22 protein-coding genes are annotated in these 24382 nt (G+C 74.7%); 8 read left to right on the top strand and 14 right to left on the bottom strand.

All coding sequences use genetic code 11. The features are described from left to right. Positions 1-7 precede the first annotated feature (7 nt). Positions 8-1141: a glycosyltransferase gene (locus tag ACN26Y_RS24465; RefSeq protein WP_230688747.1), complete on the bottom strand. Its 1134-nt coding sequence runs from the start codon at positions 1139-1141 to the stop codon at positions 8-10. A gap of 21 nt (positions 1142-1162) precedes the next feature. Then, entirely contained in the window at positions 1163-2185 is a 1023-nt protein-coding gene (locus ACN26Y_RS24460; protein ID WP_196255681.1) for a glycosyltransferase family 2 protein, read from the bottom strand. Positions 2186-2451: 266 nt separating this feature from the next. Here ACN26Y_RS24460 and ACN26Y_RS24455 point away from each other — a divergent pair, with 266 nt between their 5' ends. From ACN26Y_RS24455 to ACN26Y_RS24445, 3 genes are read left to right on the top strand one after another with little or no spacing between them, the layout of a single operon-like run. Further along, complete coding sequence (locus ACN26Y_RS24455; RefSeq protein WP_422733583.1) at positions 2452-3816, top strand: glycosyltransferase family 4 protein; 1365 nt, start codon at positions 2452-2454, stop codon at positions 3814-3816. Continuing rightward, positions 3813-5390, top strand: coding sequence for a glycosyltransferase family 2 protein (locus tag ACN26Y_RS24450; RefSeq protein WP_155332532.1), 1578 nt, complete (start codon positions 3813-3815; stop codon positions 5388-5390). The genes ACN26Y_RS24455 and ACN26Y_RS24450 overlap by 4 nt, the downstream gene beginning before the upstream one ends. A gap of 34 nt (positions 5391-5424) precedes the next feature. Then, positions 5425-7041, top strand: a complete 1617-nt coding sequence (locus tag ACN26Y_RS24445) for an ATP-binding protein (protein WP_422733582.1) — start codon at positions 5425-5427, stop codon at positions 7039-7041. A gap of 10 nt (positions 7042-7051) precedes the next feature. Here ACN26Y_RS24445 and ACN26Y_RS24440 read toward each other — a convergent pair whose 3' ends face one another. The 7 genes from ACN26Y_RS24440 to ACN26Y_RS24410 all read right to left on the bottom strand — a co-directional run bounded on the left by ACN26Y_RS24440 (position 7052) and on the right by ACN26Y_RS24410 (position 13784). Then, entirely contained in the window at positions 7052-8740 is a 1689-nt protein-coding gene (locus ACN26Y_RS24440) for a long-chain-fatty-acid--CoA ligase (protein WP_155332531.1), read from the bottom strand. A gap of 196 nt (positions 8741-8936) precedes the next feature. Further along, positions 8937-9656, bottom strand: a complete 720-nt coding sequence (locus tag ACN26Y_RS24435) for a spermidine synthase (RefSeq protein ID WP_155332530.1) — start codon at positions 9654-9656, stop codon at positions 8937-8939. An 81-nt stretch (positions 9657-9737) separates the two neighbouring features. Then, positions 9738-10352 carry a class I SAM-dependent methyltransferase gene (locus tag ACN26Y_RS24430; RefSeq protein WP_155332529.1) on the bottom strand — a complete coding sequence of 205 codons (615 nt, stop codon included), beginning with the start codon at positions 10350-10352 and terminating at the stop codon, positions 9738-9740. Positions 10353-10379: 27 nt separating this feature from the next. Beyond that, positions 10380-11288: a sulfite exporter TauE/SafE family protein gene (locus tag ACN26Y_RS24425; protein ID WP_155332528.1), complete on the bottom strand. Its 909-nt coding sequence runs from the start codon at positions 11286-11288 to the stop codon at positions 10380-10382. Further along, positions 11285-11890 (bottom strand): rhodanese-like domain-containing protein, encoded by a 606-nt coding sequence (locus ACN26Y_RS24420; protein WP_155332527.1) that lies wholly within the window; start codon positions 11888-11890, stop codon positions 11285-11287. The genes ACN26Y_RS24425 and ACN26Y_RS24420 overlap by 4 nt, the downstream gene beginning before the upstream one ends. A gap of 81 nt (positions 11891-11971) precedes the next feature. After that, the gene (locus tag ACN26Y_RS24415) at positions 11972-13381 is read right to left on the bottom strand and encodes an MBL fold metallo-hydrolase (protein WP_155332526.1); all 1410 of its coding nucleotides are present in this window, start codon (positions 13379-13381) and stop codon (positions 11972-11974) included. Positions 13382-13514: 133 nt separating this feature from the next. Further along, positions 13515-13784, bottom strand: coding sequence for a metal-sensitive transcriptional regulator (locus tag ACN26Y_RS24410; protein WP_155332525.1), 270 nt, complete (start codon positions 13782-13784; stop codon positions 13515-13517). Between the two features lie 125 nt (positions 13785-13909). On the opposite strand from ACN26Y_RS24410, the gene eccB reads away from it, so the two are divergent. After that, complete coding sequence (eccB, locus tag ACN26Y_RS24405; protein WP_155332524.1) at positions 13910-15298, top strand: type VII secretion protein EccB; 1389 nt, start codon at positions 13910-13912, stop codon at positions 15296-15298. Between the two features lie 34 nt (positions 15299-15332). On the opposite strand, the gene ACN26Y_RS24400 is transcribed toward eccB, so the two are convergent. The 4 genes from ACN26Y_RS24400 to ACN26Y_RS24385 are packed head-to-tail and all read right to left on the bottom strand — an operon-like array spanning position 15333 to position 19199. Next, complete coding sequence (locus ACN26Y_RS24400; RefSeq protein ID WP_155332523.1) at positions 15333-15938, bottom strand: class I SAM-dependent methyltransferase; 606 nt, start codon at positions 15936-15938, stop codon at positions 15333-15335. Positions 15939-15979: 41 nt separating this feature from the next. Next, entirely contained in the window at positions 15980-16846 is an 867-nt protein-coding gene (locus tag ACN26Y_RS24395; RefSeq protein ID WP_155332522.1) for a carbohydrate ABC transporter permease, read from the bottom strand. Further along, on the bottom strand, positions 16846-17808 hold the full coding sequence (locus tag ACN26Y_RS24390; protein ID WP_422733581.1) for a carbohydrate ABC transporter permease: 963 nt from the start codon (positions 17806-17808) through the stop codon (positions 16846-16848). The genes ACN26Y_RS24395 and ACN26Y_RS24390 overlap by 1 nt, the downstream gene beginning before the upstream one ends. Continuing rightward, positions 17805-19199, bottom strand: coding sequence for an ABC transporter substrate-binding protein (locus tag ACN26Y_RS24385; protein WP_422733580.1), 1395 nt, complete (start codon positions 19197-19199; stop codon positions 17805-17807). Before ACN26Y_RS24385 ends, ACN26Y_RS24390 begins: the two co-directional genes overlap by 4 nt. 116 nt (positions 19200-19315) lie before the next feature. Here ACN26Y_RS24385 and ACN26Y_RS24380 point away from each other — a divergent pair, with 116 nt between their 5' ends. The 4 genes from ACN26Y_RS24380 to ACN26Y_RS24365 all read left to right on the top strand — a co-directional run bounded on the left by ACN26Y_RS24380 (position 19316) and on the right by ACN26Y_RS24365 (position 23072). After that, positions 19316-20359, top strand: a complete 1044-nt coding sequence (locus ACN26Y_RS24380) for a zinc-binding dehydrogenase (protein ID WP_155332519.1) — start codon at positions 19316-19318, stop codon at positions 20357-20359. After that, positions 20356-21177 carry a sugar phosphate isomerase/epimerase family protein gene (locus ACN26Y_RS24375; protein ID WP_155332518.1) on the top strand — a complete coding sequence of 274 codons (822 nt, stop codon included), beginning with the start codon at positions 20356-20358 and terminating at the stop codon, positions 21175-21177. Before ACN26Y_RS24380 ends, ACN26Y_RS24375 begins: the two co-directional genes overlap by 4 nt. Positions 21178-21245: 68 nt before the next feature. Continuing rightward, on the top strand, positions 21246-22583 hold the full coding sequence (locus ACN26Y_RS24370) for an MGH1-like glycoside hydrolase domain-containing protein (protein ID WP_155334273.1): 1338 nt from the start codon (positions 21246-21248) through the stop codon (positions 22581-22583). A gap of 81 nt (positions 22584-22664) precedes the next feature. Continuing rightward, complete coding sequence (locus ACN26Y_RS24365) at positions 22665-23072, top strand: DUF2267 domain-containing protein (protein ID WP_155332517.1); 408 nt, start codon at positions 22665-22667, stop codon at positions 23070-23072. A gap of 67 nt (positions 23073-23139) precedes the next feature. On the opposite strand, the gene ACN26Y_RS24360 is transcribed toward ACN26Y_RS24365, so the two are convergent. Beyond that, positions 23140-24381: a hypothetical protein gene (locus ACN26Y_RS24360; protein ID WP_155332516.1), complete on the bottom strand. Its 1242-nt coding sequence runs from the start codon at positions 24379-24381 to the stop codon at positions 23140-23142. Between the last annotated feature and the right edge of the window lies 1 nt (position 24382).

Here is a 24382-nt window from a genome sequence, read left to right as displayed (position 1 = left end):
TCCGGCCCTACGCGGTACCGCGACCGGACCCAGCCGCGTGCCCGGCGGCGACGGCGTCGTACAGCTTCTCCAGCCGGTGGGTCTGCTTGTGCAGGTCGAAGCGGTCCTCGACGTGCCGGCGGGCCTCGCGGCCGAGCCGCCGCCGCAGGGTGTCGTCGGCGAGCAGGCGGGTGATGTTGCCGGCGAGCGCGGCCCGGTCGCCTTCGGCGCCGAGCAGGCCGGTTTCGCCGTGCACGACCGCCTCCGGGATGCCGCTGTGGTGCGTCGCCACGACCGGCAGGCCGAGGCTCGCCGCCTCCAGGATGGTGGTGGGCAGCCCCTCGGAGTCGCCGTCCGCCGCGGTCCTCGACGGTGCGGCGAGCAGTGCCGACCGCGCCAGGTGATCGGCCACCACCTCCGGTGGCTGCGCGCCGAGGAAGGTGGCGTCGAGGCCGAGTTCGGCGGCGCGGGCGCGTAGCGGCCCCTCCAGCGGCCCGTCGCCGATGAACAGCGCCCGGGGCCGCCGGGGCCGCAGCGACCCGAGCGCCTCGACGAGGTCGTCGACGCCCTTCTTCTCGACGAACCGGCCGACGAACGCCACGTCCCACCCGGGCGGGGTGGGCGCCGGCAGGGGCGGGACGGGCACCCCGGTGTGGTGCACCCGGACCTTCGCCGGGTCCGCGCCGAGGGCGACCGCCCGGTCGCGGATGAACTCGCTGACGGCCACGACCAGCGCCGCCCGGTCGAACGCCACGCGCAGGTTGTGCCGCTGGCGGGCGCCGCGCAGGCCCGGGAGGGCCGGCTGGCGGGTGACATCCTGGCCGTGCACGGTGACGACCAGCGGGATGTCCAGGTCGGCGGCGGCGCGGCTGACCAGCCAACCGTCGTTGCCGAAGTGGGCGTGCACCAGTGCCGGCCGGAGCCGCCGCAGCAGCCGGGTGAGCCGGGGGGAGCGGCCGGTGGCCTTCAGCGCGAGCAGGGCCCGCCGGTCGCGGGCGGTGTCGCCGAACGCGACCACGTCGGTGTCGCGGGACAGTGTCGAGGCGACCCGCACCGCACCGAGGTAGGTGGCGCGCCAGGCCGCCAGCGCGTCGGCCTGGTTGCGGATGAACGTCTCGGAGCCGGCCAGCAGGTGGCTGCGCCAGATGACGACGTGGGGCACCTGTTCAGCGTGCGGCACGGGTCACGGGTTCCCGGAGTCGGCGGCGGCGAGGCCCGGTTCGGCGGGCCGGGCCGACCCGGCGGCGGCCGGTGGGGCGGGCGGGGCCGGGCGGCGACGGCGGTCCAGGATCCGGTCCCGCAGACTGTGCCGGAGTTGCGGCGGGATCAGCCAGATCTGCAGGTACGTCAGGTAGTCGATGGCACCCGGACGCCCGTGCCGGCGGGCGTCGGCGAGCACGGTCCGGAAGACCTTCGGGTCGCGGGTCGTGGCCGCCATCGAGCCGACGACGCTCAGCGCGATGGCCGCGTACGCCCGGGGGGTGAGCAGGGGACGGCTGGACCGCAGCCACTCCAGCTGAGCCGCCCACGGGGAGGAGAGGCTGATCCGCGGCCGGTCCTCGTCCTGGTGCCAGAGCACGAGCGGCTCGGGCGCCATCAGCAGCCGTACGTCGTCGTGCGCGAGTGCCCGCAGGGTCCAGTCCAGCTCCTGTTGGCGGCGCAGGCCGACGGTGAACGGCACGCGGCGCAGCAGCTCGGTCGGCGCCATGATCGTCGAGGTCTGGATGAAGCCGTCGCCGTGGAACAGGCCCCGGCGCACGGTGAGGTACTCGCAGATCGGCTCGCCCGGCTCCGGCAGCCGGCGGGGCAGCACGAACTCAGCGCGCGGGGTGCGGTTCACCAGGCGGCTGGCGACGATCGGGGACGCGACGGTCGCGGTGGCGGCGAGCGCGAGCTGCACCTCCAGCTTGCGGGGCAGCCACTCGTCGTCGTCGTCGAGGAACGCCGTCCAGCGGGCACGCGCGGCCTGGACGCCGACGTTGCGGGCGTTCGGCGCGCCACCGCGCTCGGGCAGCGGCAGGACCCGCAGGCGCGGGTCGGGGATCGCGGCGAGAGCGGCCTGCGTGTCGGGGTCCGCGCCGTCGACCACGACGACGACCTCGATCTCCGCCACCGTCTGGGCGAGGGCGGTGTGGACCGCGCGGGTCACCAGGTCCGGCCGGTCGCAGGTCGGGATGACCACGCTGACGTCAGGTGTACGCGACATGAATACCCGCTTACGCATTGATTGCGGTTTCCTCGTGCGCCGGCGAATGGGCGGCATCGGGCGCCGGACGAGGCTCTGCGAATGACCTAACCGGCCGAAGGAAAAACGGCGGTGAGGGGAAGATGACCAGAGCGTATACGGCGGGGAATCAGCTCGTGGCCGAACCGTCGGGTGGCGCGAAAGCGCGGCGGTGCAACGATTCCGGAGACCGGAACTGCCGTACACTCGCCGGGCATCCGCTGACGTCAGGAATCGGAGAACAATTCGTGCGGCTCGACGGTGTCACCGCGACCGGCGGTGGCCGGGTGGTCATGCTCGTGGACAACGGGGTGGACGGCGACTCCCGGGTGCAGAAGGCGGCCCGCTCGGCCGCCGACGCGGGCTGGGCGGTCACCCTGCTGGGCTGCGCCCGCGTCGAGCGGGAGTGGCGGCTCGGCGACGCGCACGTCCGCGTGCTGCCGATGGGCGGCGGGGCGCCCCCCGGCGGGCGGCGTACGCTGCGGCAGCGGCTGGTCGCCCGGGGCGGGCCGGTGCTGCGGGCGGCACGGCTGGCCCGGCGGCCGGTCGAGCACGCCCAGGTCCTCCTCTGGGGTGCGGTCTCCGGCGACCGGGCGTGGCGGCGGCTGGAACCGGGGCTGTGGACGTACGAGCGGGTGTTCGGGCCGGTCGTCGACGCCCTGGCGCCGGACCTGATCCACGCCCACGACTTCCGGATGCTCGGCGTGGCCGCGCGCGCGGTGGACCGGGCGCGGGCCGCCGGCCGGGACGTGAAGCTCGTGTGGGACGCGCACGAGTGGCTGCCCGGCGCGAAGCCCCGCCGCGACAACGTGCGGTGGCTGCCGGCCCACCTCGCGTACGTGCGGGAGTACGTGTCGCACGCCGACGCCGTGGTGACCGTGTCGGAGACCCTGGCCGACCTGCTGCAGGAGGAGCACCGGCTGGCGGAGCGTCCGACCGTGCTGCTCAACGCCCCGGCGTCGGTCGCCCCGACACCCGGGGGAGCGGAGGTGCCCGACCTGCGTGACCTCTGCGGGGTCGGCCCGCACACCCCGCTGCTCGTCTACAGCGGTGCGCTCGCCGAGCAGCGCGGGGTGGCCACCGCGGTCGAGGCGCTGCCCCGGTTGCCCGGCGCCCACCTCGCGCTGGTGATCGCCGACCCGTCCGCGACGTACGTCCAGCACCTGCGGGCCCTCGCCGACCGGCTCGGCGTCGCGGAGCGGCTGCATCCCGTGCCGTACGTGCCGCACGGGCAGGTGAGCGCCTTCCTCAGCGCCGCCGACGTGGGCCTGATCCCGATCCACCACTGGCCGAACCACGAGATCGCCCTGATCACGAAGTTCTTCGAGTACGCCCACGCAGGGCTGCCAATCGTGGTCAGCGACGTCCGTACGATGGCCGACACCGTCCGCGCCACGGGGCAGGGTGAGGTGTTCCGGGCCGGCGACAGCGCCGACCTGGCCCGCGCGGTGCGGGCCGTGCTCGCCGACCCGCGGCGGTACCGCCAGGTCTACGACGGCCCGGACTCGCCGCTGCCCGGGTGGACGTGGGAGGCGCAGGCGGACCGCCTCGACGCGCTCTACCGCCGGCTGCTGGCCGGTGCCGGCGCGCCCACCCCGGTGGAGGCGCCGTGAGCACGCCCGCCGTCAGCGTGGTGGTGCCGGTCTACAACACCATGCCGTACCTGACCGGCTGCCTCGACTCCCTCGTGGGCCAGACGATCGGGCTGGACCGGCTGCAGGTCGTGGCCGTGGACGACGGGTCGACCGACCGCAGCGGCGCCGAACTGGACCGGTTCGCCGCCCGGTACCCCGGCGTGTTCATCGTCATCCACCAGGCCAACTCCGGCGGCCCCGCCGGACCGTGCAACCGGGCGCTCGACGCCGCCACCGGCCGGTACGTCTTCTTCGTCGGCGCCGACGACCACCTCGGCCCCGAGGCGCTGGAACGGTTGGTCACCGCCGCCGACGAGTGGGACTCCGACGTCGTGCTCGGCAAGGTGGTCGGCGTCAACAGCCGACACATCTACCAGGACATCTTCGCGGCCAACCGGGTCGACGTGGACCTGTTCGACTCGCCGCTGCCGAGGTCGCTGGCCAACACCAAGCTGTTCCGGCGCGAGCTGCTGGAACGGCACCGGATCCGCTACCGGGAGGACCTGCCCCTCGGCAGTGACCTTCCGTTCACCCTGGAGGCCTGCTACCGGGCGCGGCGCATCTCGGTGCTGGCCGACTACGAGTTCTACTACGCCGTGCGGCGGTTCAACGCCACCAACATCACGTACCTGAGCCGCCACCTGGACCGGCTGCGCACCGTGGAGGCGACCACGGCGTTCGTGGCCGACCTGATCGGCCCCGGCAAGCAGCGGGACGCGGTCATGGCCCGACGCTTCGACCACGAGATCGCCAAACTGCTGGAGGACGACCTGCTGCGGCTGGACCGCGACACCCAGCAGCGGGTGCACGACGGCATCGGGCGGCTCGTGGCCGCGTACCTCACCGACGACATCGCGGGCGAACTGAACGCGGAGACCCGCATCCGGCTCGCCCTGACCCGCGACGGCAGCCTCGACGACCTGCTCGCCGTGATCCGCCGGGACGCCCGTACGGGGGTGCCGCCCACGGTCGTCGAGGACGGCCGCCGGTACGCCGCGTATCCCGGGTTCCGGGCCGGCGTGCCCGACTCGTGCTTCGACGTCACCACGGCACCGGACTGGGTCGCGAAGCTGGACGTCACCGGTCTCGGCTGGGAGACCGACCGGCGGGGGGAGCGGGTGCTCACCGTGACCGCGACGACGCCCGTGCCGGATCTCCCGCCGCTCAGCGTCAGCGCCGAGGAGATCCTCGCCGACACCGAGACAGTGACAGCCGGCCCGGACGGGACCACGCTGCGGATCCGGTTCCGCGCCGCCGACCTGCTCGCCGCGACCGGGCCCACCGGCCGGCGGCGGGCGGTGTCCGCCCAGGTCGGTGGGTTCGACCCGGGGCTCGCCCAAGGGCTGCACCGGGCCACCGGGGCGGCCGGCTCGACCGCCCTGCGGGCACCCCGACTGCGGGTGACCGCGCCGCTGGTGCGCCGGCGCGGGGCCCGCCTGTACGTCCTCACGCCGGTCATGGACGAGTCCGGCCGGCTGATGATCGCCGTGGTGCCGGTGACCCCGAACCGCGTCCTCGCCCAGGTCCGTCGCAGGGTGAGCCGCCGCCGCTGACCACCGCCTGCGCCGCTCCGCGCCGTTCGGGCCGGTGGGCCAGGAGCGGGCCGGTGGCGGCGGGGCGGATCCGCTGCCAGACTCGGTGTGGTCGCTGCCGCAGGAAGGGCGGAAGATCATGCCGGACCAGCACCGGCCGGGCGTGGACCGCGTGCAGCGGTTCGGCGCGCGGGTGAGCATCGACGACCCGGAAGGGCTCCTGGCCGCCGCCCGCTTCGGGCCGGTCCTGCTGCCGCTGGACGGGCCGCTGCCCCCACCGGTCACCGGCGTGCGCCTCACCCTGCACACAGTGGACGCCGCGTGCCGGCTGACCGCCGAGATCCGCGCGTCGGGCGGGCTTGCGGCCGGTGCCCTGCGCCTGCTGGCCCTCGGGGTCGCCGGCCCGGCCGGCTGGCTGCTCGCCCGGCACCTCACCGCCGATCCGGGCGGGCCGCTCGCCCGGCGCGCCGGACGGCTCGCGGCGCAGGCGTCACGGCGGCTCGGCCGCCCGGCCGGCACCGGGGGCGGCTCCGCCGGCACGGTCGTCTCGGACCGGCCGGGTCCCGTCGACCCGGCCGCCGCCGAGGTTCGCGGGGAGGCGGCCGCGCTGGGCCTGCGCCCCGAGCAGGACGTGACCGAGGTCGACGGTGAGCGGCTGGTGATCCTCCGCGCCACGGTGCCCGCCGAGGAGGTCACCGTCGCACACCTGCGCGCCCTCGTCGGGCTCGCTCTCCAGACCGTCCGCGACCTCGCCGGTGACGAGCCCGAGCCCCGGGTGCTGGACGGCCGGGCGTACGCGCTGCGCCGGACCGTCGCGCCGGCCCGGCCGGCACCGCGGGCCGCCCCACCGGCGCCCCCGGCGGGCAGTGAGTCGGTGACCCTCGACCAGGTCGGCGGCCTCGACGACGTGGTGGCGCGGTTCCGGGAGATCGCGATCTCGTTCCGCCACCCCGCCGTCATGGCCCGGTGGGGCGCCCGCCGGCCGCAGGGCATCCTCCTGTACGGGCCACCCGGCACCGGCAAGACGATGCTGGCCCGCGCGCTCGCCAACGAGATCGGAGCGGACTTCCGCGAGATCCGCACGCCGGAGATCCTCGACAAGTGGCTCGGCGGCTCGGAGCGCAACATCAAGCAGATCTTCCGCGAGGCGCGCCGCTACCGGCAGCCGACCGTGCTGCTCTTCGACGAGTTCGACAGCATCATCAGCTACGCGGGCGCCGGCGGCGACGCGGCCAGCCAGGCGGTCAACGCGGTGGCGGGCATCTTCAAGCAGGAGATGAACACCCTCTTCGAGGAGAACCCGCACGTCATCGTCGTGGCCACCACCAACTTCCCGCAGCGGGTGGACGCCTCGCTGGTCCGCTCCGGCCGGTTCGACGTGAAGCTGTCCATCCCGCCACCCGACGAGGCGGGCCGGGCCCAGATCATCGCCAGGATGATCCGTGACCTCGTCGTCCGGCACGACCACGCGGGTTTCCGGATGTTCGCCGACGACGTCGACCCCGCCGCCCTCGCCGCCGTCAGCGCGGGGTTGACCGGCGCGGACATCCGCGAGGTGCTGCGCCGGGTGCAACTCGCCAAGGCGATGCGTGAGGCCACCGGCGGGAGGCCGGCGGGCCCCATCGACCAGGCCGACCTGTACGCGGCGATCGAGGGCCTGCGGCGCGGCTGAGCGTACGCGGTCAGCCGGCGAGCAGCCGGTCGCGGACCTCCCGGCGCAGCACCTTGCCGATCTGCGACCGCGGCAGGTCCTCGACCACCATCACCCGCCGCGGCACCTTGTACGCGGTCAGGTGCTGCCGGCACGCCGCGCGGATGCCCGCCTCGTCCGTGGTGCAGTCGGCGTGCAGCACCACCGCGGCGACGACCTCCTCGCCCCCGCCGGACGCGGGCAGCCCCACCGCCGCGGCGTCGAGGACACCGGGCACCCGCCGCAGGGCCTCCTCCACCTCGGACGGGTAGACGTTGAAACCGCCGGTGATGATCAGCTCCTTGATCCGGTCGACCACCCGGACGAACCCGTCCGGGTCCATCTCGACGACGTCCCCGGTGCGCAGCCAGCCGTCGGGCAGCAGCACCGCCGCCGTCTCCTCCGGCCGTCGCCAGTAGCCGGCGAACACCTGCGGGCCGCGGACCAGCAGCTCGCCGGCCACGCCGGGGGCACGGTCGTGGGACGGGTCCTCCGGGTCGACGATGCGGATCTCGGTGGACGGGAACGGCACGCCGACGGTGCCGGGCCGCCGCTCCGGCGACACCGGGTTGCCCAGCGCCACCGGGGACGTCTCGGTCATCCCGTAGCCCTCGACCAGCAGCCCACCGGTCACCGACTCCCACAGCTCGACCGTGGCCGGGGGCAGCGCCATCGCGCCGGAGATCGCGTACCGGGCCGAGGTGAGGTCCACCCCGCGCTCCCGGGCCGCGGTGGCGAGCTTGTCGTAGATCGGTGGCACGGCGGGCAGGAACGTGGGGGGTCGGCGGCGCACCGCGTCGAGGGTCTGGTCCAGGTCGAAACGGGGGAAGAGCACGAGCGTCGCGCCGATGCTCACCGAGAAGGTGAGGCACAGCGTCAGCCCGTACGCGTGGAACAGAGGCAGCACGGCGTACACCGTCTCGGCGCCGTCCCGCAGGCCCGGCACCCACGCACGGCCCTGCGCGGCGTTGGCGCGCAGGTTGCGGTGCGTGAGGACGGCGCCCTTCGGCGTGCCGGTGGTGCCGCCGGTGTACTGGAGCAGCGCGGTGTCGTCCGGCCCGGGCGCGGGGTGGTCGGCGGCCAGCGGGCCGGCGGCGGCCACGATGCGTTCCCAGGACAGCGCGCCCGGCGCGGGCGCGGTCATCGCGGCCCGGGCGGCGCGGACCTTCGGCAGCGGCAGCCGCAGCGCCCAGCGCTTGAGCCGGGGCAGTGCCGCGCTGAGGTCCACCGCGACCACGGTCTGCACGTCGGTGGCGCCGGCCGTGCCGAGCACCAGCGGGGCGACCTTGTCCCAGACCACGGCGACCCGGGCACCGTGGTCGGCGAGCTGGTGGGCGAGCTCCTGCTCGGTGTAGAGCGGGTTGTGCTCGACCACCACCGCGCCGAGCCGGAGCACCGCGTAGAAGGCGACGACGTGCTGCGGGCAGTTCGGCAGCACCAGCGCCACCCGGTCGCCCCGGCCGACGCCGAGGCGGCGCAGCGCCTCGGCTGCCCGGGTCACCTGGGCGTCGAGTTCCGCGTACGTGGTGGTGGCGCCGAAGAAGTCCAGCGCGACCCGGGAGCCGAACCGGCGGGCGGCGGCGCGCAACAGGTCGACCAGTGATTCGTCCGACGGGGCGATGGTCGCCGGCACGCCCGGGGGGTAGCTGCGCAGCCAGGGTCGCTCGACGCTCAGGTCCATGTCTCTCCTCGCTGGTGACGCGCCGTCGAGCCGCGCTTCGGGAGACGTGGCCCGCCCCAGCCTAAACTACGCGCCGGTAACCTACGTCTCCGTAGGTTCACCGGTGTACGCGCTCCATGCCGCGTGAGCGACCCGCCGGTCGCCTGACGTGCCAGGACGGCGGCGGCCGATGCCCTGTCGACCTGCGACAACAACCTCAAACCGGAGTGTGCGCGACGTACACCGTGTTCGCGGACTCGCCGCCGGTCAGCGGGTTCGGGAAACGGACGACGTGCGGCTCCACCGCCGCGAACACCCGCGCGAGGACCTCGGTGAAGGCGGCGTCGGGCGGGTCGTCGGACCAGAGCGCGAACACACCGTCCGGCCGCAGGCAGGCGGCGAGCCGGCGCAACCCGTCCCACGTGTAGAAGGCGGCGTGGCTGGGGTGCAGGACGTTGCGCGGGGAGTGGTCGATGTCGAGGAGCACCGCGTCGAACCGCCGCCCCGGGTGCTCCGGGTCGAGGCCGGCGCCCCCGGCGACGGCGGCGAAGAAGTCCGCGCGGACGAAACGGGTGCGGGGGTCGCCGGCGAGCCCGGCCGCGAAGGGCAGCAGGCCACGCCGGTGCCAGTCGAGCACGTCCTCGACCGCCTCCACCACCAGCATCGAGGCGACCCGGTCGTCCTCCAGCACGGTACGGGCGGTGAAACCCAGCCCCAGGCCGCCGACGGCCACGTCGAGGTCGCCCCGGGCCAGCGGAGCCAGACCCAGCCGGGCCAGCTCGATCTCGGCGACCGGGAACAGGCTCGACATGAGGAAGTCGTCGTCGAGCTTCACCTCGTACACGTCGACGTCGAGGGCGGGGTCGCGGCGCCGGCGCAGGCTGATGGCGCCGATCGGCGTCTCCCGCCAGGCCAACTCCTCGAACCGTGCGCCCACGGGCCGGATGCTACCGGCGGCGGGAGGTGAGCGGCACCCGGGGCGCGGTGGGCACCGCGCGGCGCCCGGGCCGGTGCCGACTCAGCTATCGTCCGCCGGGCGGACGGCGACGACCACCGTGTCGAGGGCGTCGACCGTCGTGCCGTCGGGGCGGGCGACGGGCCGGCGGGCCGTCTCCGCCCGGACCACGCGCAGGCCGGCGAGCGCGGCGACCACCGCCTCCGGGGTGTGCAGGATCTCCGGGTCCTGCGGACCGCCGGTGCCGCCGGTCAGGTTGGCGCGGTCGTGACCGACGACCACGACCCGGCCGCCCGGGCGGAGCGCGGCTCCCGCGCCGGCCAGCACCCGGGCGAGGTCGTCCGGCGGCAGGTGCAGGTAGGCGACCAGGACGACGTCGTACGCCCCGAGCTCCGGCAGCCACGTCGTGACGTCGGCGACGTGCCAGTCCACCGTGACGTTCCGGCTCGCCGCCAACGTGCGGCCCCGGGCGACGGCGACCGGCGAGAAGTCCACCGCGGTGACCTGCCAGCCCTGCCGGGCCAGCCAGACCGCGTTGCGTCCCTCGCCGGCCGCGAGGTCCACCGCCCGGCCGGGCGGGAGGTCGGCCAACTCCTCGACGACGAACCGGTTCGGCTCGTCCGTCCAGACCAGATCCGGCGTGGATGCGTACCGCGCGTCCCACTCGTCGCTGTCCATGACCGCATCCTCTCCCGGGTCAGCTTCTCACCGTGGGGCGACCGCCCGCAGCACGCGGCACACCGGTGTCGGGATCCACCCGTGCCCGCCCCGGCACGCGGCGGCGAGCAGCGCGACGGCCGCGACCGTGGCGGCGAGGCCGCCGGCTGCGACCCAGAACAGCGGGTCGCCACGCAGCTGACCGGGCATCTGCTGGCCGAGGACGAGGACGCCCATCGCCACGACGAACCAGCCGAACGCCGTGCGCAGTACCTGCTCCGGGACGCGCCCGGCGATCCGGCCGCCGGCGAGGCTGCCGACCACCGCGGCGGCGGTCACCGCGGCGGCCAGCCCCCAGTCCACGCTGACGCTGGACAGGTAGCCGGCCAGGCCGGCGAACGACTTCATGGCGATGACCACCAGCGAGGTGCCGACCGCCGCCGGCATGGGCAGGCCACCGAGCAGGGCGAGGGCGGGCACCACGAGGAAGCCGCCGCCGGCGCCGACCAGCCCGGTGACCAGGCCGACGACGACGCCGTCCAGCACCACCCGCGACACCGGAAGCTCGTGCGGCACCGGCCTACCGCCGGTGTCGCGCCGGCCCCGGATCATCGCGGCCGCGGTGGCCAGCATCATCAGCGCGAAGCCGGTGAGCAGGACCGCCGCCGGCACGAACGCGGCGAGCCGGCCGCCGGCGTACGCGCCGGCCATGCCGGCGACGCCGAAGACCAGGCCGGTCCGCCACCGGACCCGGCCGGCACGCGCGTGCGGCAGCACACCCACCGCGCTGGTCACCCCGACGACGAGCAGCGAGGTGGCGATCGCCTCCTTCGCGGGCAGGCCGGCGACGTAGACCAGCAGCGGCACGGCCAGGATGGACCCGCCGCCGCCGAGCAGGCCGAGGCTGATCCCGATCAGCACGGCCAGCCCGACGGTCAGCGCGAGGCTTCCGGTCACGACCGCCGCCCGGCAGTCGCGCCGTCGCGCAGCTGCCCGACGATGGTGTCCAGGTCGCAGCTGGCGCCCCGGTTGTACGGCAGCTTGCCGAGCAGCATGCCCATCGCGCAGGTGTTGGTGACGGCAGCGAAGGTGAGGCCGGCGCCGATGAAGCCGGCGACCCACTTCAGGCCGGGCACGAACACCGAGGCGAGGACGCTGACCAGCACGATCGAGCCGGCAACCAGGCGGACCTGCCGCTCCAGGTCCCAGCGCGGGGTGCCCCGCGTGGTTGGGGCGTCGGCGGCCTGCCAGGCGAGCATGCCGCCGTCCAGCACCTTGAGGTTGGGCAGCCCGGCCCCGGCGAGCGCCTGCTCGGCCTGGGTGGCGCGGGCGCCCGAGCGGCAGATCAGCACCACGTCCTCGTCGAGGTGGTTGCGCAGTTCCTCGCGGTGCTCCTTGAGCAGGTCGAGCGGCACGTTGTAGGCGCCGGGGACGTGCGAGGTCTCGAACTCCGCCGGGGTTCGTACGTCGAGCAGGCGGGGGGCCCGACCGGAGTCGATCAGCTCGCGCAGGGTGGTGGCGTCGAGGGTGGCGGGGCGGATGTTTCCGGAGGTGCTCATGTTCTCCTCGTTCTGGGGTGGTCGGGGCGACGGGGGCAAGGCCCGGCCGCCGCCCGGTCGGCGGCGGCCGGGCGGTGGTCACTAGCGGGGAAAGCCCTGCTCGGCCATGGCGACGCCGGCCGCTTCGGCCTCGCCGAACCTGTCGTCGATGACGACGACGTCGCGGCCCGCGTTCGCCAGCAGCGAGGCGGCGGCGGTGGCCCGGTAGCCGGAGCCGCAGTGCACCCACACGGTGCCGGCGGGCACGTCGGAGAGGCGCTTCGGCAGGTCGGGCAGCGGGATGTGCACCGCCCCGTCGATGTGACCGGAGGTCCACTCGTTGGTCATCCGCACGTCGAGGACGACGTCCGGTGCGGGCAGCCCCGAGGGCGTGGTCCCGGCCCGCGCCGCGGCCAGCGCGGCGAAGTCGGTCATCCGCAGCTCCCGCAGGTGCTCGCGGTCGGCCGCCCACCGGGTGGTCTCGCCGGTGGCCTGGGCGGCGGGCCGGTCGATGCCGATGCGCACCAGTTCGCGCTGGGCGTCGGCGACCTGTTCGGGCGTCTCGGCCAGCAGGGTGATCGGCACATTCCAGTCGATGAGCCAACCGAGCCAGGTGGACATCGGGCCGTCGAGCCCGAGGCTGACCGTGCCGGCCAGGTGGGATGCGGCGTACGCCTTGCGGTGGCGCAGGTCGACCACCCACTCACCGGCGGCGATCCGCTCGCGCAGCTCAGCGGCGTCGGCGCGGGCGACCGGGGTGAGGTCGACCGGTGCCGGCCCGGCGGCGTTGGCCACACCCATGTGGGCGTAGTAGGCCGGGTAGGCGTCCAATCCGGCGAGGGTCCCGGTCACGAAGTCGTCGGCGGCCAGCCGGAGTACGGGGTTGGCCTGCCGCTCCCGCCCGATCGTCGACTCGGGGGCGTCGGCCTGGCTGGCCGAGCAGAAGCTGCCGAAGCCGTGGGTCGGCCAGACCTGAGCGCCGTCCGGCAGCAGGTCGGCGAGTCGCCGGGCGGAGGCGTGCTGCCGGTGGGCGAGGTCGTGGGCGTGCTGCTTGCCGAGCAGGTCGGTCCGCCCGGTGGTGCCGAACAGCAGCGAGCCACCGGTGAAGACGCCGGCCGGTCGCCAGCCGCCGTCTGCGGCTTCGTCCAGGACGTACGACAGGTGGTGGAAGGTGTGCCCCGGTGTGGCGACCACCCGCAGGCGCAGCGAGTCGGAGACGGGAACGGTGTCGCCGTCCGAGACCGCGACGCGCTCGAAGTCGACCTCGTCGGCCGCCGCCAGGAGGTAGTGGGCGCCGGTGATCCGGGCCAGCTGCAGCCCACCGGAGACGTAGTCGTTGTGGATGTGCGTCTCGACCACATGGGTGATCCGGACGCCCCGCCGGCCGGCGAGGTGGAGGACCCGGTCGATGTCGCGCTGCGGGTCGACCACGACGGCCACCTGGCCGTCGTCGGCCAGGTAGCTGCGGTCGCCGAGTGACGACGTCGCGATGACGGACACCTGCACGGTCATGGGGAGCTCCTTCGATCTCGGCTGATACCCCGGGGGGTATGTGGTGAACAGACGTCCGCCTGGGTCGGTGTCACGCGCGCGGACTACCCGTTCGCGGCGCGGTCACGCCACGAACGGTCGGGTCGTCACGGGGTCAGGACAGGGCGAGGAACAGCTTCTCCAGCTCGTCCTCGGTCATCTCCGGCTGCTCGCCGCGCTCGCGCGCCAGGTTGCAGTGCCGCATGCCGGAGGCGATCAGCTTGTAACCGGCCCGGTCCACCGCCTTCGAGACGGCGGCCAGCTGGGTCAGGGTCTCCCGGCAGTCCTGCCCGGTCTCGATCATCTCGATCACGGCGTTCAACTGGCCGCGCGCCCGCTTCAACCGGGTCAGCGCGTCCGCCGTCATCTCGGGTCGCAACTTCACCTCGTCACCTCCACGACCGAGCATACCCCCTGGGGTATCAACATGCCACCTCGGCGACGCAGGGTCCTCGGGACATCGACGCAACGCTTATCCTGTGCGCCGAGCCCGCCACCGGAGGGGATTCCATGCCGTCGCGGCAGGACCAGCTGCACTCGTACCAGTTCACCGTCCAACGGGCGGTCGCCGCCCTGGTGATGCGGGAGACCGACCCCGCGCAGTCGCCGTTCCGGCGGTTGGCGGGGGCGGGGCTGGCCAGCGTGCTGGTGGCGGTGATCGCCCTGGGCGGTTTCGCCCTGTACGGGTTGTTCGCCGGGGGCGGAAGCAAGTGGCGTGACGAGGCCGCGGTGATCGTGGAGAAGGAGTCCGGCGCCCGGTTCGTCTACCGCGACCAGCGGCTGCACCCGGTCCTCAACTACGCGTCGGCCCTGCTCATCATCGGGGCCGAACGGCCCAAGACGGTGCTGGTCTCCCGCCGGTCCATCGCCGGGGTGCCGCGCGGCCTCCCGCTGGGCATCGCCGACGCACCCGACTCCCTGCCCGGCCCGAACGGGCTGTCGACCGCGCCGTGGACGGTCTGTTCCGTGACCGGCGCCGACGGCGACCGGCCGGAACCCCGCTCCGCGCTCCTGATCGGCGTGGACGCCCCGGGTGGCCGGCCGCTGGGCGACGAGGGCCTGCTCCTGCGCCACCCCGACGGCGGGCTGCATCTGGTCTGGCAGCAGCGGCGGCACGCGATCCGCGACCCCGACCGGGTGCTCGCCGCGCTCGCGGCCACCCGGGCCCGGGCGGTCCCGGTGGCGCCGGCCCTGCTGCACTCGCTGACCGCCGGCGTCGACCTGACCCCACCGGCCCTGCCCGGTGAGGGGCGGCCCTCGGCGCGGGTCCCCGGCGCCCGCATCGGCGACGTCTACCTGGTCCGCAACTCCGGCGGTGGCCGGCAGTACGCGGTCGCGCTCCGCGACGGGCTCGCCGGCATCACCGAGTTGCAGGCCAGCCTGCTGCTGGCGAGCACCGGCCAGGGCGAGCCGGAGCCGATCACGCTGGGGCGGTTCGCCGCCCTGCCCAAGGTGCCCGACCTGACCCCGGCCGGGCCGACGGCCCCGCCGGCCGTACCGCCCCGGTTGGCCGCTCCCGACGGCGGGCTCTGCACGCGTGTCGGCGAGGACGGCGCGGTGTCCGACGTCCGGTACGGGGTCCGGCTGCCGGACCTGGGCACCGCCCTCCGCTCCGGGCCCGCCCCGGCGGAGGGCGGCGTGGTCGCCGACCACGTCGTCGTGGACCCCGGCCGGGGCGCGGTGGTCGAGGCGGTCGCCGCGCCCGGGGCGTCCGGGGGCGCGATCTGCGTGGTCACCGACCTCGGCCGGCGGTACGTGCTGGCCGGCGCCGAGGTGCTCGGGATGCTCGGCTACCGCAACGTGCGTCCGCTCCGCCTGCCGGCGAGCCTGGTCAGCCTGGTGCCCCCGGGTGCCACGCTGGACCCGGCCGCCGCCCGGGTGGTCGCCGCCCCGGCGTGACGGGCCGGGGCGGAGCCGGATCTCCGGGGCGTTCTCAGCCGGCCGGGCGGCGGAGGATGGTGACGGCGAAGTCGCTCTCCTCCCGCCAGGGGCGCAGGTCCCAGGTGGCGAAGCGGTGCTCGCGGCGCAGCCCGGCGGCGGTCGCGTCGTCGTCGAAGTCGGCCAGCCGGTAGCCCCGGTCGAGGCCGAAGCCGACCGCCACCACACCGTCCGGTCGCAGGTGCGCCGCGATCCGCCGGAGCACCGCCGGCTCGGTGCCGGGCGCGACGAAGGCCATCACGTTGCCGGCGACCACGGCCGCGTCGAACGGCTCCGGCTCCCCGGCGGCGGTCAGGTCGAGGTCGGCCAGGTCGGCGACGAGCCAGCGGGGGCCGGGGTGGTCCGCCCGGGCCGCCTCGACCAGGGCCGGGTCGGCGTCGACGCCGATCACGGTGTGGCCGCGCGCGGCCAGCGCGGCGCCCACCCGGCCGGTGCCGCAGCCGGCGTCGAGGATCCGGGAGCCGGGCGGCACCAGGGTGTCGACCAGTCGGGCCTCACCGGCGAGGTCCACGCCCTCCGCGGCGAGTCGGCGGAACCGGTCGATGTACCACTGCGAGTGCTCCGGGCCGGTCTCGGTCATCCAGCGCGTCGGCTTCCCCATGCCGCCACGTTAACGGCTCCCCGGCGGCACCCACCCTGCGGTCAGCCCTTCTCCGCGCCGCTGGTCAGGCCCTCGGTGAGCAGCCGTTCGCTGGCGAAGAAGAGAATCACGATGGGCAGGGTGAGGATGACCGAGCCTGCCATGAGCACGGTCTTGGGGACCTCCACCCCGTCGGCGAGCTGCGCCAGCCCGAGCGACACCGTCCACCGGTCGGGCTTGTCGACGAGGAAGAGCAGGGCGAAGAGGAACTCGTTCCAGGCGATCATGAAGTCGTAGAGCGCGACCGCCATGATCGACGGGGCGGCGAGGGGAAGGCTGACCCGCCGGATGATGCCGAGCCGTCCCGCACCGTCGAGGGCGGCGGACTCCTCCAGGCTCACCGGGATGGTCTCGAAGTAGTTCTTCAGCATGTAGACCGAGACCGGCAGCGTCTGCGAGATGTAGACCAGGATCAGCCCGAGCAGCGAGCCGCGCAGCCCGGCCCGGGTGAAGACCACGAACAGCGGGATGGCGATGACGATCGACGGGAACAGGTAGACCGCCAGGAACAGGAAGTGGACCTGCCGGCGGCCGAAGAACCGCAGCCGGGAGACGGCGTACGCGCCCGGGATCGCCACCAGCAGGGTGAGCAGGGTCGCCGCGACGGCGACCAGCCCGCTGTTGCGCATGAACGTGAGGAAGCCCTGCCCGCCGTCCTCGGCGGCCTTCAACACCTCGGTGTACGTGGTGACGGTCAGCTCGCCCAGCCCCACCACCAGCGAGCCGGGGTCGAGCAGGAGGCGCTCGATGGGGCGTACCGAGAGCACCAGCATGTAGTAGAAGGGGAAGGCGGTGACCAGCAGGAACAGCGCGATCACGAGCCGGCGCAGCCAGCGCAGGCTCACCGTCTCGATCCGGTCCCGGTCCATCAGTCTGCCCTCCGTCCGCCGAAGAAGCGCAGGTAGACGACGACGAACAGGATGAGCACGACGGCCAGCACCACCGCCTGCGCGGCGGCGGCGCCGATGTCGGTACGCGCGGTCAGGAACTCGTAGACCCGGACGCTGACCACCTCGGTGCCGGCCGCGCCCCCGGTGAGCAGGTAGACGTCGTCGAACTTGTTGAACGTCATGATGAAGCGCAGCACACCCAGCAGGGCGATCACCGGGAGCAGTTGCGGCAGCAGGATGTGCCGGAACCGCTGGGTCGGCGTGGCCCCGTCGACGAGAGCCGCCTCCTCCAGCTCACCGGGCACCGCCTGGAGCCGGGCGAGCAGGAACAGGAACGCGAAGGGGAAGTACCGCCACGCCTCGAACGCGATGACGGTGGCCAGCGCGGTCGACTCCTGGGACAGGAACGGAACCGGCGCGTCCCAGCCGAGGAACCGCTGCCCCCAGTTGTTGACGATGCCGAGCTGCGGGTCGAGCATCACCTGCCAGACGAAGGTCACCGCGACCACCGGTGCCACGTACGGCAGCAGCATCGAGGCGCGGACCAGGGTGCGACCCCGGAACGGCCGGCGCACCACCAGCGCCGCGACGAGGCCGAGCACGATGGAGCCGGCTGTGCTGCCCAGGCTGTAGACCAGCGTGGTCCAGAGCGTGTCGGCGAACCCGGGGGTGTTGAGCACGCGTTCGACGTTGGCGAGGGTGAACTCGCCGAACAGGCCGGTGCGGCGCAGCGTGGCCAGGCGTACCCGCTGGAAGGCCAGGACCACCGTCCAGACGATCGGGATGCCGATCACCGCGACCACGACGAGCACGGTGGGCGCGACCAGCGCGAGCCCGGCGCGGGACTCGCGCTGCCGGAGCGTGACCGGCCCCCGGCGGCGGGCCGGGACCGGCCGCTCCCGGGTGGGGGAGCGGCCGGTGTCCGGTGCCGCGGTCGTCAATTGACGCCCGCCTTGATGGCCTCCACGTCCTGCTGCGCCCGCCCGGCCGCCGCGGCGGCGTCGGACTTCCCGGAGACGACGTCGGCGAGCGCCTTCGGCACGGGCAGTTCCCCGAGGATCGCGCCGACCAGCTTGCCCTGGCCCTGGGTGAGGCCCCACCGCTGGAACGTGTCCGGGCTGCGGCGCAGGGTGGCGAGCACCTCATCGCCGTAGACCTCGGCGAGCGGCTTCTTCGCGTCGACCCCGGCCTGGCTGGTGTTCCAGGCGGTGAGGAACTTCTCCGGCTCCGCCGCGGTGCCCTTGCGTACCGGGAAGCGCCCCTCCGGGGACATCCCGAACCAGCGGGGGTAGGCGTCGTCCAGCATGTGCTCCACGAAGGACTTCGCCGGGTCGTCGGCGGCGCCGTCGAGCACCGCCCAGGAGGTGATCTCGCCGTACTGCGCCGGCTCGGCGCCGTTCGGGCCCTTGATGGCGGTGACGAAGCCGCTGTTCTTCGCGAGGAACGTCGGATCGGAGGCGCACTGCGGGCAGGTCGGCCTGGCGTCGTTTCGCAGCCCGGCCAGTTCGTCGAGGATGAACGGCGACCAGATCAGCATGGCCGCCTTGCCGGCGAAGTACGTGGCGCGGGTGGTGTCCACGTCCTGCGCGCCCTTGACCGAGTGGTTCCGCATCAGGTCGCCGTAGAAGCGGAACGCCTCCACGCACTCCGGGGTGTCCAGCTTCACCGCACCGGAGTCGTCGGTGAGTTGGCAGTTGTTGGCCAGTGCGAGGTGCTCGAAGGTCTGCTGGGTGAAGACGTCGCCGGGGGCGGTCGCGGCGGTGATGCCGGCGACTCCGCCGGTGTTCAGCTTCGCCGCCGCGGCGGCGATCTTCTCGTACGTGTCGGGGACGGGCAGGCCGGCGGCGTCGAAGAGGTCCTTGCGGTAGACCAGCAACTGGCCCCAGCCGTCGCTGGGCACGGCGAGCTGCCGGCCGTCCTCGGAGGTCAGTTCCAGGGCGCGGGGCGAGAAGGTGTCCCGCCCGAGCTTGTCGACGACCTCCTTGTTCGCGTCCGCGTGCAGCAGTTCGTTGCCGGCGAGGGTCCGTACGCCGGCCAGCGACACCGACCCGACCACGTCGGGCAGCTCCCCGGCGGCGGCGCTGGAGGCGATCAGTGCGGGGAACTGGTCCTCGTTGACGGTGACGAGCTCGACGGTGATCCCGGTCTGCTCGGTGAAGTCGGCGATGATCGCCTTGGTGGCGGTGACCCGGTCGGCCACGTCCTCCAGGCTCCACACGGTGATCTTCCTGCTGTCCGTTTCGGACTCGTTGTCGCCGCAGGACAGCAGGCTGGCCCCGGCGAGTGCCATGATCAGGGTGGCGGCGAGTGTCCGCATCGGAGGTGCTGGCATCGGTGGCACTCCTCTCGAAGGGTACATGACGGATTCAACCCCTTCGATTGATCAATGACAAGACATATAACGAAATTTTGCCTACGATGGAACCCAGTGCTACCGGGATGTGACTCATGGTCAACTGGGTTGTCTCTCTGGCCGGGCCGCGACAGATCAGCCTCCAGCCCTGCCCCCCGGATCCGCTCGGTCCCGGTCAGGTGCGCGTCCGCACCTGCTACTCCGGCATCTCCGCCGGCACCGAGCTCACCCTCTACCGCGGCAGCAATCCGCGCCTGAGCAAGGACTGGGACGACGTCACGCGGATGTTCGTCCCCCGGCAGGCCGTCGTGCCGTACCCGCTGGTGGGCTTCGGCTACGAGGAGGTCGGCGAGATCGTCGAGGTGGCCGCCGACGTGGCCGGCCGGCAGCCCGGACAGGTGGTCTGGGGCATCTGGGGACACCGGGCGGAGGCGGTCGTGCCCGCCGACACCGTGCAGCCGCTGCCGGCCGGGCTCGACCCCCTCGCCGCCGTCTTCGCCCGCCCCGGCGCGATCGCGCTCACCGCCGTCCTGGCCGGCGACCTGCACCTGGGGGACTGGGTGGGCGTCTTCGGGCAGGGCGTCATCGGCCTGCTCGCCACCCGGCTCGCCGTGCTCTCCGGTGCCCGGGTGGTGGCGGTGGACCGGATGCCGTCCCGCCTGGCGCACGCCACCCGTCTCGGTGCCCGGCTCGCCGTGGACGCCACCGCCGACTCCGCCGCCGCCGTCCTCCGGCGGGCCACCGGCGGGCGCGGCGCGGACGTCTGCCTCGAACTGTCCGGGGCGTACCCGGCGCTGCACGAGGCCATCCGCGCCACCACCCACGCCGGCCGCGTCGTGGCCGCCGGCTTCTACCAGGGGCAGGCCGACGCGCTCGGCCTGGGGGAGGAGTTCCACCACAACCGCATCCAGTTGGTGGCGGCCCAGGTCTCCGGGCCGACCCCGGCGCCCGGCATGGCCGGCCGGTGGACCGGTGCGCGGGTCACCCAGACGTTCATGGACCTGGTGGCCGAGGGCAGCGTCGATCCGCTGCCGCTGGTGAGCCACGTCGTCGACGCGAGCGCGGTGGCCGACGCGCTCGCGCTGCTCGACCGCGGTGACGGTGACGTCCTCCAAGTAGTTCTGAGGTTCCGACCATGACGACGATCCCACTGGCCTGCCAGGAGCAGCTCCTGCCGGGCGACGACCTGATCCGCAAGTACGCGCTCGCCACCGCACTCGGCTACCACGGCATCGAGCTGCGCGGGCGCGGCGACCTCGCCTTCGTCCGGCGGCTGCCCGAGCTACGTCGGGCCCGCGCGGCCGGCGTGGTCATGCCCACCGTGTGCGTGGAGATGGACCACTTCATCGGCGACTTCGACCCCGGGCGGTCCCGCGACGCCGTCCGCAACCTCCGGTCGCAGCTGTCGGTGATCGCTGAACTGGGCGGCGTCGGGGCGATGACGCCGGCCGCGTGGGGGATGTTCTCCCGCCGGCTGCCGCCGTTCGAGCCGCCCCGGTCCCCGGCCGGCGACCGGCGGGTGCTCCTCGACGCTCTGGGCGAGCTGGGCGAGCACGCCCGCACCGAAGGCGTCACCCTCTTCCTGGAGCCGCTCAACCGGTACGAGGACCACATGGTCAACCGGCTCGACGAGGCCGTCGCCCTCTGCGCCGCCGTCGGGCTGCCCTCGGTGCGCGTGGTCGCCGACACCTTCCACATGAACATCGAGGAGGACGACGTCCACGCGGCGCTGCGCGCCGCCGCGCCGTACCTGGGGCACGTGCAGGTCAGCGACTCCAACCGGTGCCAGCCCGGCGCGGGCCACCTGGACTGGCCGGCGCTGCTGCGGACCCTGCTCGAGATCGGCTACCCCGGCTGGCTGGCGCTGGAGTGCCGGCTGCGCGGCGACCCGGTCCGCGCGCTGCAACACGCCGCGACGGTGCTGCGGCTGGCCCAGCCGAAACGAGCGGCGGCGTGAGCGCCGGCACGCCGGGCGGCGGTGTGAGCGCCGGCACGCCGGGCGGTGTGGTCGCGGGGCCCGGCGCGGTGCGCAACGACGCCCCGGCGGGACCCGTCACCGCCGACCCGGCCGGCCTTCGGGCGCTGGCCGTGGCGACCCTCGACGGCAACTGGGAGCACGACCACACCGTGCCGTCACGCACCCTCTACCCGCACCAGTGGAGCTGGGACTCGGCGTTCATCGCGATCGGCTGGGCCCACGTCCGCCCGGCCCGCGCCTGGCGGGAGCTGGCCAGCCTGTTCCGGGCCCAGTGGGCCGACGGCCGGGTGCCGCACATCGTGTTCAACCCGTCCGTGCGGGTCGGGGCGTACTTCCCCGGGCCGGACCACTGGGCCTCGGCGCTCGCCGAGGGCGCGCCGGCCGCCGCCACCTCCGGCCTGATCCAGCCGCCGGTGCACGCGCTCGCCGCCTGGCTCGCGTACCGGCGGGACCGGTCCGAGGCGGCGCGGGCGGCGCTGGCGCGGCTCTACCCGCGGCTGGTGGCGCAGCAGCGGTACCTGGCCGCGCGCCGGGACGTCGGAGGCGGGGGTCTGGCCTGCATCGTGCACCCGTGGGAGTCCGGTCTGGACAACAGCCCGGCCTGGGACGCCCCGATGGCGGCGGTACGCGCCGACGCGGCCGTCATGCGCGCGTACCGCCGGCACGACACCACACACGCCGACGCCGCGCACCGCCCCACGGACCTGGACTACGCGCGCTACATCGCGATCGTCGCGTCCTACCGGGCGCTGCGGTACCGCGACGACGACCTCGCCGACCGGCATCCGTTCCTGGTGGAGTGTCCGCTGCTCAACGCGGCGATGGGCGGCGCGGAGCAGGCCCTGGCCCGGATCGCGGCGGTCGTCGGCGCCGACCCCGGCCCCCACCGGGACCGCGCGACCGCGATCACCGAAGCCCTCGTCCGCCGGCTGTACGACCCGACCACCGGCCTGTTCCACCCCCGTGACCTGCGCACGGGCCGCCTGGTCCCGGCCCGGACGGCGCTCGGCCTGATGCCGCTGGGGCTGCCCGACCTGCCGGCCCGGGCGGCGGCGAGCGTCATCGCCGAGGCGTGCTCGGCCCGGTTCGGGCTCGCGCCCCGCATGGAGCGGCCGCTGCCCAGCCACGACCGCACCGCGCCGGACTTCGAGCCGTTGCGGTACTGGCGCGGCCCGAGCTGGTTGAACCTCGCCTGGCTGCTGCGCCGGGGGCTGCGCGCGCACGGACGGCCCGACCTGGCCGCCGGCCTGCGCCGGTCGATGATCGGGCTGGTGGCGCGGTCGGGCTGCCACGAGTACTTCCATCCGGACACCGGCGCGGGCCTCGGCTCGCCGGCGTTCGGCTGGACCGCCGCCCTGCTGCTCGACGTCCTGGCCGACGGGTAGGGCCCGCCGGCCCCGCTGCCGGGAACACCGGCGGGCGCGGTCCCGTCGGTTTGTGCGGTCGCGCGGCGGGTAAGCGCGGCCGTGCGGTTTCCCCTCTTCGTCGACGCGGTGTCCCGCCGCGCGGGCCTGCCCACCGAGCAGGCCGCCACCGTCGCCCGCGCGGTGCTCCAGACGATGGTGGAACGGATGACCGGTGGGGAGGCCGCCGACCTGGCGGGACACCTGCCGGACGACGCGGGCGACTACCTCGCCGAGCCGGGCACGACTCCCGCCGGCGGTCGGCCGCCGGCCATCGGCCCGGTGGAGTTCCTGCGCCGGGTGGGGGAGCGGGCCGGGGTGGACGACGAGACCGCCCGGACCGGCACGGCGGCCGTCTTCGCCACCCTGCGCGAAGCCGTGACGGTCGACGAGTTCCGGGCCATGGTGGCCCAGCTTCCCCGCGACTTCGACGGCATGACGCAGCCGATCCCGCGCCCGCCGGACTGGTGACCCCGGGGCCCCGCACGGCCACCCCCGCACGCCGTCCCGGCCCCGTCGCCACCACGCTGACCAGCGGCTACCAGGTGTCCGGCGGGTCGGCCGCATCGGCCTCGGGCAGGTCCTCCGGCTCGGCGACCCAGGCGGAGAAGACCGGCAGGCCGTGCCACGGGCCGGGCGTGCCGAACCGCTCGTCGGTCGCGACGGCGACCGCCGCGTACGGGTGGCCGAAGCGCAGCTCGGCGGTGCGCCGTACCGCCTCCGGCGGCAGGGCGACCGTCATGGCGAACCCGGTGACCGCGGCGGCCTCGAACCCGTAGCGGCCGTACCGGGCGGCGGCTGCCTGGGCCGCCTCGAAGCCGAGGTCGGGCCGGGCCAGGAGCGCGCGGAAGGCCTCCGCGGCCGCCGGGAAACCGAGCGCCGACGCGGAAAGGTCGTGGTGGCTCTCGGCCGACCAGCAGGGCAGCACCGCGGCGACCCGCTCCTCCCGGACCGCGAACGTGCGCACCGTCTCCTCCCGCAACGTCCACAGCGGAGCCTCGCCCAGCGGCAGGTCGTACAGCGAACGCCGGCCGGCCGGCTCGTCGCCGTCGAGCGCGTGGGCGGCCTGCTCGTGGGCTGCGGCGAGGACGTCACCGGGCGGTACGTCGGCCGCCGCGGCCACCGAGACCACCAGCAGTCCCGGTCCGTCCTCGGCGGTAGGGCGTGCGGGTGCGGCGTGCACGATCACGTCCCCGGCCCGGTCGGTGGCCGCGACCCACGCGCGGTGGCCGTGCGCGGGAGTGCGCAGGACCCGCCGCAGCCGGCCGGCCCAGGCGCTGCCCCGGCCGAGCGCCTCCGCTCCGGTCACCTGGAACGGCTCCGCCCAGGACACCCGGGTGGCGAGCGCGCTGGCCAGCACGAGCAGCACCTCCGGCCGGACCTTCAGCGGGAAGCGCTCGATCAGGCCGAGGCTGTGCTCGCGCGCCCAGGCGTCGAGGGTGGCCTGGTCGGGCAGGGGGCCGGTCTGCGTCGACGGTGGCAGGCCGGCCCGCCAGGAGGCCAGGCCGGGGGAGTCGACCCCGCCGGCCTGCCAGAGGCCGGTCGCGGCGCCGACCAGCGGGTGCGGGTCGGCCAGCAGCGTACGGGCGGCGTCGGCGGCGGCCTCCGCGCCCGTGCCGAGCACCTCCTCCAGGTCGGCCCGGGCGGTGCCGGAGGCGGCGGGTGCGATCAGGGCGAGCAGGAGCCAGGCGCCCAGCGGGGAGGCGACGTGGTGGCCGTCGCCGAGGGCGCTGTGCAGCCGTTCGGCGTACCGGGCCACGCAGGCGGGAATGTCGGTCATC

It is taken from the genome of Micromonospora sp. WMMD558 (assembly GCF_049315255.1).
GTDB lineage: Bacteria > Actinomycetota > Actinomycetes > Mycobacteriales > Micromonosporaceae > Micromonospora.
This window is presented reverse-complemented; position numbering and strand designations above follow the sequence as displayed.

Excerpts from the sequence above, each read along its gene's own strand:
- ACN26Y_RS24460 (WP_196255681.1), bottom strand. The coding sequence starts at position 2,185 with ATGTCGCGTACACCTGACGTCAGCGTGGTCATCCCGACCTGCGACCGG.
- ACN26Y_RS24440 (WP_155332531.1), bottom strand. The coding sequence starts at position 8,740 with ATGGACCTGAGCGTCGAGCGACCCTGGCTGCGCAGCTACCCCCCGGGC.
- ACN26Y_RS24430 (WP_155332529.1), bottom strand. The coding sequence starts at position 10,352 with ATGGACAGCGACGAGTGGGACGCGCGGTACGCATCCACGCCGGATCTG.
- ACN26Y_RS24420 (WP_155332527.1), bottom strand. The coding sequence starts at position 11,890 with ATGAGCACCTCCGGAAACATCCGCCCCGCCACCCTCGACGCCACCACC.
- ACN26Y_RS24415 (WP_155332526.1), bottom strand. The coding sequence starts at position 13,381 with ATGACCGTGCAGGTGTCCGTCATCGCGACGTCGTCACTCGGCGACCGC.
- eccB (WP_155332524.1), top strand. The coding sequence starts at position 13,910 with ATGCCGTCGCGGCAGGACCAGCTGCACTCGTACCAGTTCACCGTCCAA.
- ACN26Y_RS24400 (WP_155332523.1), bottom strand. The coding sequence starts at position 15,938 with ATGGGGAAGCCGACGCGCTGGATGACCGAGACCGGCCCGGAGCACTCG.
- ACN26Y_RS24395 (WP_155332522.1), bottom strand. The coding sequence starts at position 16,846 with ATGGACCGGGACCGGATCGAGACGGTGAGCCTGCGCTGGCTGCGCCGG.
- ACN26Y_RS24385 (WP_422733580.1), bottom strand. The coding sequence starts at position 19,199 with ATGCCAGCACCTCCGATGCGGACACTCGCCGCCACCCTGATCATGGCA.
- ACN26Y_RS24380 (WP_155332519.1), top strand. The coding sequence starts at position 19,316 with ATGGTCAACTGGGTTGTCTCTCTGGCCGGGCCGCGACAGATCAGCCTC.
- ACN26Y_RS24375 (WP_155332518.1), top strand. The coding sequence starts at position 20,356 with ATGACGACGATCCCACTGGCCTGCCAGGAGCAGCTCCTGCCGGGCGAC.
- ACN26Y_RS24360 (WP_155332516.1), bottom strand. The coding sequence starts at position 24,381 with ATGACCGACATTCCCGCCTGCGTGGCCCGGTACGCCGAACGGCTGCAC.